The sequence below is a fragment of the Symbiopectobacterium sp. RP genome (genome assembly GCF_050472005.1).
GTDB lineage: Bacteria > Pseudomonadota > Gammaproteobacteria > Enterobacterales > Enterobacteriaceae > Symbiopectobacterium.
In genome coordinates, this window is the sequence record NZ_JBGOGS010000001.1 from 1,376,820 (window position 1) to 1,392,205 (window position 15,386).

12 protein-coding genes are annotated in these 15,386 nt (G+C 43.6%); all 12 read right to left on the bottom strand.

The features are described 5' to 3' along the window. Positions 1 to 6 precede the first annotated feature (6 nt). The 12 genes from ACD630_RS09200 to ACD630_RS09255 all read right to left on the bottom strand — a co-directional run bounded on the left by ACD630_RS09200 (position 7) and on the right by ACD630_RS09255 (position 15,288). Positions 7 to 1,785 (bottom strand): thiamine pyrophosphate-binding protein, encoded by a 1,779-nt coding sequence (locus tag ACD630_RS09200; RefSeq protein ID WP_430358864.1) that lies wholly within the window; start codon positions 1,783 to 1,785, stop codon positions 7 to 9. 26 nt (positions 1,786 to 1,811) lie between these two features. Then, positions 1,812 to 2,285 (bottom strand): 3-hydroxyacyl-ACP dehydratase FabZ family protein, encoded by a 474-nt coding sequence (locus tag ACD630_RS09205; RefSeq protein ID WP_430358865.1) that lies wholly within the window; start codon positions 2,283 to 2,285, stop codon positions 1,812 to 1,814. A gap of 11 nt (positions 2,286 to 2,296) precedes the next feature. Beyond that, a complete protein-coding gene (locus ACD630_RS09210) occupies positions 2,297 to 2,536 on the bottom strand; it encodes an acyl carrier protein (protein ID WP_430358866.1) in 240 nt (79 codons plus the stop codon). A 30-nt stretch (positions 2,537 to 2,566) separates the two neighbouring features. Continuing rightward, entirely contained in the window at positions 2,567 to 3,703 is a 1,137-nt protein-coding gene (locus ACD630_RS09215) for a 3-oxoacyl-ACP synthase III family protein (RefSeq protein ID WP_430358867.1), read from the bottom strand. Positions 3,704 to 3,720: 17 nt separating this feature from the next. Continuing rightward, positions 3,721 to 4,461 carry an SDR family NAD(P)-dependent oxidoreductase gene (locus ACD630_RS09220; protein ID WP_430358868.1) on the bottom strand — a complete coding sequence of 247 codons (741 nt, stop codon included), beginning with the start codon at positions 4,459 to 4,461 and terminating at the stop codon, positions 3,721 to 3,723. Next, positions 4,458 to 4,682, bottom strand: coding sequence for a phosphopantetheine-binding protein (locus tag ACD630_RS09225; RefSeq protein WP_430358869.1), 225 nt, complete (start codon positions 4,680 to 4,682; stop codon positions 4,458 to 4,460). Before ACD630_RS09225 ends, ACD630_RS09220 begins: the two co-directional genes overlap by 4 nt. 201 nt (positions 4,683 to 4,883) lie before the next feature. After that, positions 4,884 to 5,525 carry a hypothetical protein gene (locus tag ACD630_RS09230; protein WP_430358870.1) on the bottom strand — a complete coding sequence of 214 codons (642 nt, stop codon included), beginning with the start codon at positions 5,523 to 5,525 and terminating at the stop codon, positions 4,884 to 4,886. A 44-nt stretch (positions 5,526 to 5,569) separates the two neighbouring features. Further along, a complete protein-coding gene (locus ACD630_RS09235) occupies positions 5,570 to 6,679 on the bottom strand; it encodes a DegT/DnrJ/EryC1/StrS family aminotransferase (protein WP_430358871.1) in 1,110 nt (369 codons plus the stop codon). Positions 6,680 to 6,902: 223 nt separating this feature from the next. After that, a complete protein-coding gene (locus ACD630_RS09240; protein ID WP_430358872.1) occupies positions 6,903 to 10,376 on the bottom strand; it encodes a methyltransferase regulatory domain-containing protein in 3,474 nt (1,157 codons plus the stop codon). Positions 10,377 to 10,773: 397 nt separating this feature from the next. Next, positions 10,774 to 12,024 carry an IS256 family transposase gene (locus tag ACD630_RS09245; RefSeq protein ID WP_430358873.1) on the bottom strand — a complete coding sequence of 417 codons (1,251 nt, stop codon included), beginning with the start codon at positions 12,022 to 12,024 and terminating at the stop codon, positions 10,774 to 10,776. Between the two features lie 38 nt (positions 12,025 to 12,062). Further along, the gene (locus ACD630_RS09250; protein ID WP_430358874.1) at positions 12,063 to 12,572 is read right to left on the bottom strand and encodes a hypothetical protein; all 510 of its coding nucleotides are present in this window, start codon (positions 12,570 to 12,572) and stop codon (positions 12,063 to 12,065) included. Beyond that, on the bottom strand, positions 12,523 to 15,288 hold the full coding sequence (locus tag ACD630_RS09255; protein ID WP_430358875.1) for a methyltransferase regulatory domain-containing protein: 2,766 nt from the start codon (positions 15,286 to 15,288) through the stop codon (positions 12,523 to 12,525). The genes ACD630_RS09250 and ACD630_RS09255 overlap by 50 nt, the downstream gene beginning before the upstream one ends. Positions 15,289 to 15,386: the final 98 nt, after the last annotated feature.

The following is a 15,386-nucleotide window of genomic DNA, read 5'->3' on the forward strand; positions in this document are numbered from 1 at the left end:
TAAATTTTATTGATCGATAGGGTCAATGATCATTTCTGATAAAAACAACGTACGATCAAGAAATGGTGCCTGATCTTCCAGTGGACGCTGGACGAAGCGACCTTTACTGGTGCGAACATACGATGTATTAATATATTCTTGATCCTCAGGGCACATGACCTCACAAATAACGGGGCCGTCGTGACTCAGAACACGCTCTATTGCTTCATTAAGATCTGCAGACGTTTCCACTTTTTCATAATGAAGACCAAAACACAGGGCCACCTTTGAAAAATCTGGACATGACACCCCATTATCCGCATCGGTGCCAATGGTGCGCGTTCTGAATAAATCAACCTGCCGTTTTCTGATTACCGCGTAACAATTATTATTAGCTACAATGATTTTAATAGGCAACTGGTGGGAGGCTATTGTTTGCAACTCCTGCAAATTCATCATAATCGAGCCATCACCAATCACCGTAACCACTTGCTTATGGGAGCTTAAATAGGCACCGATAGCCGCAGGCAACGCGTAGCCCATAGCCCCTTGAGAAGCAGGATGTAAGCATTTTTGTTGTTTCTGGAACGAGATGGTTGTCGGTAAAATCAACCCTTCCAAGCCTGAGTCAGTCACAAAAACTGCGTCATCAGCCAAATGTTCCGAAAGTACATCAGCTAAATAGTACAGGTCGATCTTGTCGCTTTTTGTATATTTTTCTTCGCACTTGGGAAATATTTTTTTGTAATGAAGGCATTTTTCAGCCCAATCACTCCAGGTAACAAGAATGTTTCTCTGATTGATTTTTTCTAAAAAAACGCTCGCGTCAGATAATATTAACTTTTCAACCTTCAAGTTATCTTTGCGAAATTCGTTTTCATCGATATCAACAGCAACAGTACGCGCCGCACGAGCAAATTTTTCTGGATTAGATCCCGTAGTCATTGATGTCATGCGAGCGCCAATGATGACCAATAGATCAGAATTTTGCATAGCAAAATTTGCAGCCCGGTTGGTTGCCATTGTGCCTACAGCACCAATGGATAATTGATGCTCGGACTTATAAATATCTGTAGCTGATGCGCAATATACAACAGGAATCGACGTTTTTTCGATGAAATCACTGAAAAGTGATTGTGCTCCCGCCGAGCGAACACCGCTGCCAATGACCACAACAGGCCGCTGAGCGCCAGCTAACGTTTCGCACAGCCAATCAATATCTTCATGTGAGGCACTTAATTTAGCTTCAGTGGGTGTATAACGCTCAAGCTCCTCTTCCTCAACGCGCATATTCTGAATATCTAAAGGGATATCAATCCAAACAGGTCCTTTGCGTCCATGCTGGGCCATATAAAGCGCTTTATCCATTTCCAGTGCAATTTTGGTTGGATCATCGATCATTACTGCATATTTGGTAATTGGTTTTACCAAACTAATGATGTCAGCTTCTTGCTGGCCATAGGTTCGTATGGGTAATCCTGTATAACCAACTGTTTCTTTTAAAGTATTCTGCCCAGAAATAATGACCATGGGAATATCATCTTGCCAAGCACATAGCACAGGGGTTATCACATTCGTCGCTGCACAACCGGTTGATACCAAACAAGCCCCTAATACCCCATTCACTTGGGAATAGGCCATGGCGGCGTAAGCACCAGCCTGCTCATGGTGAACGCAAACACAGTTAAGTTCCTGATGCTTAGCTGCAGCATCAGATAAATACAGGACACCTCTACCGGTCACCATAAATAGATCGTTCACACCCGATTGGTGCAGCCGTTGCATCACATAATCAGAGACGCGCATAATGAGAAACTCCTACGAAATAAAATCTACTTTGGAAGATATAGGTTTAGCGTATCAGGCACAGCAACAACCAACTCAACTTGGCAAACAACCTCACCATTGATAAACCCAGTAGATTTCCCTTTCGCAATCCCTCTGGAATAAGAATCAAGTTCAGCCACAATATCCAAACGTTTTCCTGAAATAACCTTCTGTTTAAAATTTGCATTTTTAACAGACAAGAAGCCTGTTTTCTTCCCTTTATTCTCTGGTTTTGTTAAGAAAGTCATCAAAAATACTTGTGTCAGCGTTTCGATAAGAATAAAACCAGGAACAACAGGCTCGTCCTCAAAATGAGCGGGGAAAAACCACTCATTGTAAGTAAAGTTTTTAAATCCCCGAGCACTTTTACCAGGAATGGCTTCTTCAATAGCATCAACAAAAAAACAAGGAAAACGATTTTGTTGATATTTCTGGATCTCTAAAGGCCCAAGATCGCGCAGAATACTGATGTCACTCATCGCTGTCTCACTCAAATTTCAACATTATACTTCTTAAGTATTTCAATTCCTTTTTGGAAGGAACTCAAATCAACGATGTCATCTGTATCAAGCATAATGCCAAAGTCATCTTCTAATGCAGCAACCAACCCCATGTGACCGACTGAATCCCACGCTTCGATAGATTGATACTTAAGTTCTTCAATGCCATTTTCATTCTCAATATCAAACGTTGTAACAAATGCAGATTTATATTTCTCAAAATTAGACATGGTAACCTCTATATTGTACTTTACTTAAAATCAATCTTCGTTTTTTATAAATTTAACCCACTCAGAGATCAGCTCATCTCTTGATTGGATACAGTCAGGTGTTTTATATAAAGTAACACCACCGTTTATCGTATCGGACAGATCCAGCTTACAACTCGCAACCGAAAGTCCAACACCGAAAGAAACGAAAAGCGTACTATTACTTACTTTACCAAACATTTGGTCGCAATAATTAACCAACACAGATGTGCCACCACAATTTCCATATTTAGAAAATGTTTCAGCTGAAGCTTTATCTTTGGGTAACCCAGCATAGTTAATAATAGTTCTAACAATTTGTCCATTCGCCTGATGGATAGCAAAAAAATCAATTACTTGGTAGCTACTTTTTGCATATTCAATAACTTTACTGATCGAGTCAGGTGCATTATCTATAGCAAACTTAAAGACATCACCACCTTGCATCACCGAGTCTGACAAGTGATACGGGTTTCCAACAGGATCCATGATTTCCAAATCTACAATATCACGTTGAACAGGCAGTCTGCCCCCCCCCGCTGGCGTGACAATTTTTTTCCAATCTTTGCCTAAACTTTTTAGGTGAAAAAACGATTCATATTCTTTGTCAGAGCGGTCAACTAAGATAGCGGCTCCCGCATCGCCAAACAACATATTTGCGTTTCTGTTTCTTACATTTGTAATAAGACTACTTGAAGAACCTTCAAGTACTAAACATTTTTTTGATGCCCCGCTTTCAACCAGAGAATGCGCCAACCAAAGCGCATAGATAGCATCGGTACATCCCAAGCCACTGGTGTCGAAACAAGCACACTCCTCAGATAGCCCTAACTTCCCCTGAATAATACATGCATCTGAGTTTCCGATATAATCATGGTTGATAGATGCCATAATGAGAGTATCAATCTCATTGACATCAACATCCATCTTTTCTATCAGCACTCGCGCAGCCGCCTCACATAAATCAGCAGCTGTAACGCCATCGGGTACAACATGACGTGTGCCTAAACCTAATATTTTTTTATTTCGGCTAAGTTTGGCGGCATCATTTTCATAAAATTTAATTTCATCATCAATATTTTTTTGATTTTCTGGCAAAACACAAAAAATAGCAGAAACCTTGGCATGCTTGAACGTTGACAATGACATATCAATGACCTCTCTGATTAAAAACTTCCACAATCTACAACATAATTTTGAGCTGTGATCCAAGCTGACTTATCAGAAAGTAAAAAAATTATCATTTCGGATACATCATCAACGGCCCCGATCCCCATTGGATAGTGTTGATGCTCAGTGTTGTATTTTTCTATCATTGCTGTTGTTAAAGGCGTATCTATCGTTGACGGTAAAACACAATTGGCTCTGATTCTAGAGGGGGCCAACTCTTTGGCTATGCACCTGATCGATGCACAGAGCGCGGCCTTACTTCCCGCGTACTCGGTATGTCCTCTGTCACACGACTGTGCTGCGACACTGGACACGAAAACCATAGAACTTCCTGCATTATTATTAACACGGCGATCGGAGAAAGCTTTAGCCATCATCAGCGGTGAGAAATAATTAATCGCGAACGTATCCTTGATACCTTCGTAAGAGAGGCTTCGTAAAGGCACAATATCGGAGATGCCAGCACACCACGCCAAGCCCTGCATTTTCCCATAGCGGTCTTTCAAAGATTGAACATAGCTCGACATCGTTTCAATATTTTCAGCCAACTCTTTAACTTCAGAGAAAATATGGTGCGGGAATTGACTCTTTACTCGCACTTTTTCTAATCGCTCCCGGTTTCTGCCTACAGCAATGACCTTGGCACCTAATGCGTTCAACTTCAAAGTAACTGATTCTCCGATGCCAGATGATGCTCCGGTAACAAGGAATACCTTTCCGCTGAAAAAATCACTCATAGCGTGATATTTGCCATTTTTACAATTTCGCGGAGGTCTTTAATGTTTTTATAATCGGCCATGGTCGTTTTGGCACCGAAATTACGCTCAAGAAATGCCATCATCGCCATGATAGAAAGCGAATCCCAGTCAGCAAGACTTGGCAGATGAGTGTCCATGCTCAAAACTTCATCTGTCTGCAATAATTCCTGAACTTCTGATAAAAATTCTTTCTCAGTCATGACTGTCGCTCCAATTATCATCAATTATTGGCTTTGTTGAATAATAGTGAGTCATGCTGTTTTTCCAGCCAGTTTTGGTAGGAAATGCTTGTCACCTCAGGTTTACAATTTTCTTATGAGGCCTAAATGCATGATTTTGTGTTGCGAGGATCTGTCGTTTCACCGGGGTTGCAGCATAAAATATGTTTATTCAACAAAACCTCAATTATTTACTTTAACTGCCGGATTACCGGACATATAGCAGTTATTACCACACCCCTTATAAACCACAGACATAGGAACTATCGTATTTTCGTTTCCAATACGTGATTTAGGAAGTAAAACTGAAGAGGTTGAAATAATATTTTCATTTCCAACCTTAACATTTCCAAGGACACGGACGTTAGGCGATATAAAATTAAAATCACCAATAATAGCATCGTGCCCAACCTCGACACCACCATTAAATAAATTTCCGTTTCCAATATGAACATTGGTTGATATCAAAGTTCGTATGGCTAAAATATTACCATCACCAAGCACACTGTGTGGAAATAAAATACATGATGGATCAATAATATTTGGCATTTTCACGCCGCGGTTCTTAAGATAAGTATATATACTTTTTCTTATAGCAGGCTTTGCTACACCGATCACCGCACAATCGTTTTCCTCAAATACAAAATCATCTACGTCACACACATACAACTCTTTGTATTCTTTATAATTTTCAAGATTGCCGTATCCATTATGTCCGAGAAAACCACTAAATTGGATTTTTTCACCCGCTTGCATCATCCGATCTATATATGAATAGACTTCGCGAGCCAGACCATCACCACCAACAATAAAAATACGATTCATATAATCATTCCATACCCAAAAGACAAAAAAGCGAATATACAGCGCTAATCGTTTCCAGCTGTTGTATTTTTGATTAGTGAGATGATTTTTTCCTGCTCTTCTATCTCTAAATCAGGATAGATAGGAATACACAGTACAGAATTGGCAATACTGACAGACTCAGAGAGATCTCCCCTTTTATGCATCTTATACATAGGAAAATCACTGATCAGGGGGTAGAAATAACGGCGAGCAAAAACACCTGCAGCTTTCATTTTGTTGTAGAGTGCGTCTCTGCTACAAGGGTAGCGATTGTCTATGAATATAGGAAAGTACGCATAGTTCCATTCAACATTGTCAGGAACATCAACTATTCTGATACCCTCTATATCCGATAATGAATGACAGTACCTTTCAGAAATGGATTTTCTCAACTCAAGCGCTTTGTCGATATATTGTAACTGTAACAATCCAAACGCTGACTGAACTTCATTCATTTTGCCATTAATTCCAGGCGCCACAACAGTCACTTCATCGGTAAAACCAAAATTCTTAAGATAATCAATCCATTTTTTTGTTTTTTCATCAGGACAAATAATTGCCCCACCCTCAATGGTGTTAAACACCTTAGTGGCATGAAAACTCAGTATTGATAAATCACCATGATTAAGAATGCTGACACCCTCTTTTTTGACACCAAAAGCGTGTGCTGCATCATAAATGACCTTCAACCCATAAATATCTGCGATTTGTTGAATACGTTCAACATCTGCGGGTATCCCGTAGCAATGCACAGGTAAAATTGCTGATGTCGCTGATGTGATCAGTTGTTCAATTTTTTCTGGATTGATATTGCACGTTTTAGGGTCGATATCAGCAAATACAGGCGTCAAACCATTCCACAACAACGTGTGTGATGTCGCAACGAAAGAATAGGGTGTTGTTATCACTTCACCCGTAATGCGTAAAACTTGTAATGCAGTCAGCAACGCTAGGGTACCGTTGGAAAAAACGCTGATGTATTTGACACCCAAATAGTCAGCCAATTGCTGCTCGAACTGCTGGTGAAATGGACCATTGTTAGTTAACCACTTGTTATCCCAGATTTTTTCTAGATACGGAACAAACTCCTCCAACGGAGGAAGCAGCGGTCTATTGACATAGATATTTTTCACGCTAATGCTCTCCACGATTCGTTCTTATCTTTTTTAGGCACGCTACCGCCCTGGCCTTACGCTACCAGAGAACCACACCACTTTTGCTAGCCCTTACCTTTTGTGCTGTAATTGATGGCGAGTACAGCCATCAATTACATATTGAGATGTCATTGCAAGCATACATCACAACTCAAAGGTCTTTGTCACATAATAACATTTTGAGCGGTGATTACTCTACTTATCAATACCCGAATGCACATGCTTGCGCAGGTTTACCATCACAGTAATTCATCCAGACGCTTCGCATCATTTGCTCAAAGTACAGTGAGGGTGACCCGCCTTGTTTTTCAATCGCCATGAAACGCGGCCGTAAGGCCTGCCGGCATTGATTCAGTTCATCAAGCCGAATTGACCAGCTAATGGCTTGCTCGATGTATTCTTGCTTTGAAGAAGCGACAAATCCCTCTAAGCCCAGTGCGTTTAATGCAGCAACACCTTGCCATGTATGGTAGTTTTCACCCGTCAACATGAGTGTTGGCACCCCCATCCAAAGCGCATAGTTGGTCGTTGTCCCTCCAGAGTAAGGGTAAGTATCAAGCAATAAATCAATTTCATGATGTAACGCCAAGTACTCACTTAATGACAGCCTTTCATGAAAAACAAGTTGAGATGACGCTATTCCATAGCTATCAAATTTAGCGCGCAAAATGGCAATGTCTTGTTTACCAGAGAGACCTGCGATAATCATTCGGCTATCGGGTACCGACTTGAGTATTTGGGCCCATGCATCGCACATATAATCATTAAGTTTTTGTATACGATTCATGCTAGCAAACGTGAATCCCCCACGTTTTATAGCGGGTAATTCGTTCACTTCAGGGCTATTGTTCACACTTTTAAATTGAAGTTCGCTACGCAGATAAACCAGTTTTTCCACAAATTGTTGTTGGAAGTTTTTCGTTCCCGGAGCCAAATTAAAAATAAGGAAATAGTCCATTGCTGACATTCCTGTGGTGCCAGGACAACCAATCCAACTTATCTGTATGGGAGCAGGTTTAAATGCAAACATAGACAAGCGATTACACGCAGTATGACCAGAAAGATCAAACAGAATATCAATCTGTTCCTCATGGATTAGCTCAGCTAACTCTATATCACTCTTGCAATACACAGCGTGCCATCCGTCAGCAGTTTGCTCAAAGGACTGAGTAATATTGTCGTACTTATTTGATGACGCAAAGCCATAAAGCGCAAAGTACTCCCGATTGATACTCTCCCAAATTGGCCTTAAGAAGTTCGCCACTTGGTGATTCCATAGATCTCCAGAAACGAAACCGACGCGTAATTTACGCCCAGGTTCCCGTGTTCCTTTCGGGATGAAATGCCGATGATACTGTTGTGCCCGTTGCTCGACCAATACACCATACCCTCGGTGCTCTGCATAAAGCGACCTAGGCGTTTCCCGTACATCGTGTAGCAGCGTGAAAAGATAGCTGCTATATAAATCACAGTCATCAGGAGCAATAGCACGCATACGGCGAAAACAGTCCACAGCTTCACTCATCCGCCCTTGCGAGCTGAGCAGGTTGGCCAGGTTGTTTAATATGTTAGGTTCTTCTGGCGCATATTGTTCTGCCTTTCGAACGCAAAATTCAGCTTGGGCCATCTCATTGCTGTCTTTATACAAGGTGCTGAGCATATTCCATGCACCTGCATTACGACGATCGCAACGCAATATTTTGCGTACCAAACGCCCGGCATAGTAGTGTCGGTAGCTATACCAAAAGGCATAAGCAGCATCCTGGTATACACTCCAGCTCGTAGCATGCATCGACAATGTTTTCATCAAGGCAGCCAGCCCCTCGTCATATGCCCCCGTTTTTAAGTTTGTTTGCCCAAGCAGATACCAGCAATACATGTTCGATGGCATTTCTTCGACCAGCGCTTTAGCCTTGCTCCGAGCCGCCGCATAATCATTAATATTGATGAGGTCTCTAATTTGCTGTTGTATCGTTTTATCGACTGGCCTGGCATCAGCCACACGTTTACTGTGGTGAGACTTCTTCACTTTTTCTGAATCCGGGCTGATATATCCCCCGACGCTAGTTTCACTGCAATACATGATCAATGCTCCGAGATAGCGCTCGCTCTTTGATGAACATGCTTGCAGCAGTTGCTGAAAATAATGTTGCCAGGCAGGGACGCTGCCCCACAACACGCCAGCTATACGTAGACGCTCCATGAACTCGTAGCAATCAGCGTCAAGTGGCAGGTCAGATTTCTGGCATAACAGCAGCCTCAGGTAATCTTGTTCTTGCTGAGTAAAGGTAAACATAATCTTGTCATGCCAGAGATTGAAAGCACCGATAGCGGTATGCGCGGGTACGTTATCCCGCAATAAGGCAGCAACACAAGGTAGGAGCTGTACTGATGTCGATGAGCTACTATTATAACGCCCTTGTTCCTGGCTAAAGTGCAATCCCTCGATTCCACTACGAAAAAGCATTGTAAGCGCATCCAACACATCCTGCTGATGCTGCTTATCTTCTTTATTATATTCTGGTGCTCGGGTATTAAACACCAATTGATCAAAACTGACACTGTGGGGCCAAGCATCACTGATCACATCCATCATGTTCAGCGCCAAGTCATGATTGATATGCACAACAACACCACTGCCAGAATAATGCGCATTGGTCACATGGCCTTCGTTAGTTACACCTCGCTGAAAACTCCCCGCCCAATGAAAATGCGTCAACCGCTCTAAATCAGGCGTTGGCAGAATGTCCTTTGCACGCTGTTCAGGCACTAACAAACTAAAACGATGGCTACGTCCAACAGCAAAATCCAGGTATTGCTGACCCAGCAACTTGTTATCACCCGGGCATATGGCATTATGCAGTTTCTCAACGTCACCACCATAGTACCCCGCAATCTCGGTATGAGGCAGAAGATCCCCTACATAGGCAAATCCAGCACCGGCAGCCATAGCATGGAAATCGAGTAGATAGCATGGCTCATTCAAGCCCTGAAGATACCTCAGACTCAATGCTAAATCGGAGCTAGTTTCAACGTGTTTGACCAGCTCACACATTGGTTCACTTAATGTATTTTTTGCAGCCAGTCCCAGAGACATAAAAGTTAGCATCGCACGAGCACTGTCAAGTTGTTCTGCTGGCGTTTGCGCCAGGCTGCTATGCAATTGCAGCGCATCCTGCAATACTTCAGCAACCTTATAACCGGGATAAGTACTCCACGCTAGGCAAACTATCCCTTTGGGCGTTAAATGCAGTTTAACCCACTCTAATAGAGCCGAGCGCATTGCATTATTGATCGTAGAGAAATGGCCATGAATGATGATGTAATCAAATTCCCCTAACTCACTGTTTAATAATTCATCAATCCTCGCGGTCGCCAGCTGAAGATTTGGCACTGACATTGTGCGTAATGCATGTTGTCCTTGGCTAATCAGCGCATCATCCAGATCAATACCAACCGACTGACTCTTTTCATAAGCAAGTACAAACGGCAGTATGTTATCCCCTGCACCACAGCCCAATTCAAGTACTCTGGCTTTTTCTACTGCAGGCGTATGGATACCGTACAAATAGGCCACCGCCTTGATATGTACCGGCGATGCATATGACGTTTCAATTTGTGGGCGATGCACGGTTTCATCAGCAACATTAACAGGGTCAACAGAATTATCTTGCATATTAAGTGGATATCCTTAATTCATTAGTCCAATCGCTTTACGGTGGCATAGCGGCTCAATAGCAACTATTGATCCGCTGAGTAAGGGTGCCCGACTGAAAAACTCTCAGGTTCCAGCCGGCTTTGTTGAATAAACATATTTTATGCTGCACCCCCGGTGAAACGACAGATCCTCGCAACGAAAAATCATGCAGTTAGGCCTCATAAGAAAACTGTAAACCTGAGGTGACAAGCATTTTCTACCAAAACTGGCTTGGCAAAACAGCATGACTCACTATTATTCAACAAAGCCAAATAAAGGTAGAAAACTTGGGCTGTGTCCCTTAATTGCGTAACCGGTGGTAAAACAAGCGGATGCAGCCCAGTTTCGAGTTATTAGCAAATCTGGTGTATGGCGATCAGGCTACGTTCCGCTCTGATGCTTCGTGAATCTGTCCTCCATCCTTAAATTGGACGTTGCTTACAACCAGGGTCAGCAGGTCAAATCCTCTTAGTCGGTTCCAGCTTTTCTGAGCTGACTGGAGCAGCTTAAATACCATTGACAGGGTTGTTTCTCTCGAACCACCGTTCTTCGCGCCTCTGCTTCGTAGCCTCACAGTCGCAAAAGCCGATTCAATCGGATTTGTCGTTCTTATTGACGCCCAGTGCTCTGACGGGAAGTTGTAGAATGCCAACAGTTCTTCTCGAACTTTCTCCAGCTTCTTCATCGCTGAAGGATACTTCGCTGAAAACCTTGCCAACAAAACATCAAAGGCTTCATTAGCGGCATCACGGCTCTCTGCTAGCCAAACCTCCCGCAGCTCAGCCTTAACTTTCGGTTGCATGGCTTTGGGGAGTGAAGCCAACACATTAGCGGTTTTGTGCACCCAACAGCGTTGGTGCTGCGTGTCCGGGAATATCTTTGCCATTGCATTCCAAAAACCAAGGGCACCGTCTCCCGTAGCCAGCTTGGGAGATACGGTTAGGCCACGTGCTCGCAGGCCATTAAGAAGTTCGGCCCAGTTTGCTTCTGACTCTCGATAACCATCTTCGACCGCAACCAGCTCCTTACGTCCATGTTCAGTGACGCCGATAATGACCAGCAGGCAAAGGCAATCATCTTGCCTGACATGGCTGTATATGCCATCGGCCCAGAAATAAACGTAGCGCGTATCGCTTAAATCACGCAGGCACCATTGCCTGTGCTCTTCAAGCCATTGCTGTTTCAGTCTGCTGATGGTACTGGCAGAGAGGCCATTCGCTTTTTCACCGAGAAGCGCCCTCAGGGCTTCGTGAAAATCACCGGTGGATATGCCTCGCAGGTACAGCCATGGTAGCAACTCTTCGACGCTTTTTGCACGTTTCAGATAAGGCGGCAACAACGCGCTGTTGAAGCATATTCCGTTGCCGCTGAGCTCCCTGACCTTGGGCACTTTAATTTCAACATCCCCAATACCCGTCTGTATGGTTCGCGGTGGCAAATAGCCGTTACGAACGACAGCATGACGCCCGTCGTCAAGGCGGCGTTCAGCATGTTGTTGCAGCATGGCTTCGAGCTCAACCTCAACGGCGGCAGCTATCAGTTGCCTGGCACCATTACGAATGAGTTCATGCAAGGGATCAGCGGCAATATCTGGTTCTGCGGAGACCTGTAGGGTAGACTTTTTCATGGGGTATCATCTCTCTGTTGTTGAAATCATCCACGAAATCAATCAGCAGGATACGCCACCCTCCCCGAAACCCCGTACACCAGAAATGAGCATAACTCCATCCATACAGCATGATTTGTAACAGTGCCGCCGGTAAATGAGAAGGTATCTAACAACAAATCGACGTCATTATGCGCCTGAAAATAATGTGCTAAGCTCATGTTTTCAAATAGCTTAACTCGACTGATATCAATACCTCGGCGGTGCAAGTTCTCAAGAATGTGAGCCCAAATAGCGCTCGGCATGTTGCCAATACGCATTCTTGACGTTGGAACGCGTTTTAATATCTCCGCCCACGCATCTAACTCATCATCATTGACCTTATTCGGGCGATTGAAACTGCCAAAGGTGAAATAGCCGTTCTTAAGTGCAGGCAATGGGTTGACAGGTATCGTGGATTCCTTGTTGTCAAAACTATTCGGCAAAGAAAGGTAGATCAATTTTTCCGTAAATTGCGCCTCAATCATGGGATCTTTCGCCACAGGGAAAATAGTCGCGTAATAATCCATTACAGGCAATCCCGTGGTAGCATGATAACCGACCCAAGAAATTTGTATCGGCGCGGGTTTTTAACGCAAAGGTGCTTAACCAGTTGTAACCGGTATGCCCAGAAAGATCGATCAATATATCAATCTTATCCGTCTTTACCATCTCGGCTAATTCAATTGGGTTGACATGTTGAATATCTCGCCAGGCATCTGCGGTTGCTTCGAAGTGATCCGTACCCGCATTACGCAAATAAGAGGGGCTGTTGTTGTAGCAGTATAATTCAAACTGTTTCCGATCTAACTTGTCCCAAATCGGTGTGAAAAAAAAGCCCACTGGATGCCAATCTCTAAGGTCACCAGATACAAAACCGATACGCAGTTTCCTATCGAGAGATTTGTCGAGAGGTCGATAACCTTCGAACGTCTGATGCGCTGCCCATGCCATTTCTGCTTTGGGATAGGCCAAATGACAATCAATAAGCTCTTGGGCCGTCGCATTTTTACTGTGAGAAAGAATAAATGCCAATTGGCTGTAGACATAATAATCAGAAATTGGATCTCTTATCGCTTTACGTAGAAACGCAATTCCCTCATCAGTCTTTGCCTGTTCGTAAAAGCATCCCCCCAATAGACCAACGATTTGCTGACTATTCGGCACTAATGCCATCGCCTGTCGTGTACAGTATTCGGCATGATCTAATGTTTTACTCTCTTTATGTAAGAGTCCAAGCAAAAACCAATCTGGAGAGCTTTTCCGGTTACAGCACAAAATTGCACGGGCTAACCGCCCTGCAGTCCAAAACACTCGGTGTTGGTAGAGCGCCATCGCCAACTCTGAGTAAACAAATAAACTCGTTGAGTTATAAGATAATATACGCGTTAGCATCAGTGCAGTTGATGCATCATCCGCAACCCGCCGATAAAATCGTGATAAATAATAACAACCATTTATTGTTTTCAGAAGTCGCTCTCGTTCATGCTCTACCAGCGCGATCGCTTTTTCATTTTTACTTTTAATCAGAAGACTATTGATTTCAACAACCAACTCACCATCTATCGAGTCTTCATCCTGATTCGCAGCGTTTGTGTCTGTTTCATTGGCCAAGAGTTCAAAGGTGCGAGTATAGAATCCCCCTGCCGAAACATCGCTGGAGAACAGTAATAACGCACAAGGTACTCGATTAAGATCAACCAATTCTGCATTGCGCGCGACCTGTTGATAATAGCGTTTCCAGCCCAGTGCAGATGCGTTTAACACACCTTTATGGTGCAGGCTGTCAACCAACGTTCGGTTGGTTGCTGTAAGGGTTAAGCTTGGAAGTAACAGTTGTTCCCGTTCTTCTTCCGTAAGCTCCACCACTTCTTGCCACAGATTAATCACAGACAGCGATCCTGGCGCACTCTGCAACTGGAGCTTAACACTCTCGCTAGCTGCAACTTGGTGCTCATTGCACAAACTGTGGCGATCTTTGTCCAACTGAAAATGGAGGCTTGAGATGCCTTTATTCAGCAACGCTTTCAGGGCATTGATTATTTTCTTCTCAAGATAGGCCGAAAAAGGCGATTCTGGATCATCATCTGGCAATCGACAATGAAAGACGAGTTGGTCAAAGCTGACACTATACGGCCAAGCATCTCCGAGGGTGTCAAGGATACACATCGTCAGAATATTGTCTGTAGAAACAGCGACACCATCATGACTGGCGAGCGAGTTATGAATAACACGAAGAGCGGAAGTCTGACGGTGGAACCCTCCAGCCCAACGCATATCCGCCAATCGGGAATAATCAACCTGTTCAGATACTTCTGGAGCCCTACTCTGCGATACCAATAAACTAAAACGCTGACTACGATTTACTGCAATATCCAAATATTGTTGACCCATCACCTTTCCACATCCAAAGGCGATATCCTGCCACCGCTCATCTAACGCTTTATTGTAAAAATCGGGCGTTTCTGTTTCAGGCCTCACATCACCCACGTAGGCCAAACCGCAATTTTCGATACGGTTATTAAATTCGACTAAATAACTGGGTTCGTTTTTGCTTTCCAGAAAATAGTGTATGAATAAATCGTCTGACAGTACATTCGCTTTCTTCAGCGGTAAGCCAAGGCTGCTTTCGGTAGCAATTGACATCGGGGATACCTGATTAAGCCAAGACAACATCGCTTTTCCCTGCGCGACTTGCTCGGTAAAAATTTCCCCCCGACAACTGTAAAGCTGGATCGCATCGCGTAGTGCCTCCATGGATTTAGCTCCGGGCTGGCAAAACCAATCTAGAGCAATAATGCCTTTCGCACTCAACTTTTGTTGAAAAAACGCCAGCAAGAGATCGGTCACCTCATTGGCAAGCAGAGAAAAGCTCCCCTGAACAATGATGTAATCAAAATTCTCCCACGAGTTGCCCAGTAATGCCTCCAGAGACAAACTGTAAAGATGTAGGTTGGTCGGCAACAGGATATCTGCATTTTTCTGTTTTTCAGGGAGAGACTCTGATGCTAATTCGACCCCAACGATCTGCGCAGAAGAGTAAGCGGAGGCAAAAGGCAGTAAGTTTAATCCGTCTTCACACCCAAGCACTAAAGTACGCGAATATTCAGCAGGCACAGTGTCAATGCCGTACAGCCACGAAACAGCCCGAATATGTTCAACCGAACCATAGACTCGCTCCATTGGGGTTGGAACAATGTCCTCAGCCGTGGTGTTCTTTACGTCACTATTGTTCTTGTTGTCCAACTTACTGTCTAAAGCCGCCATTTGACCAACTCCCAATTAAACCAATCTGTAGACTATCAACCTTGGTACACACACAATCCAGCAAGGACGTTATTCTT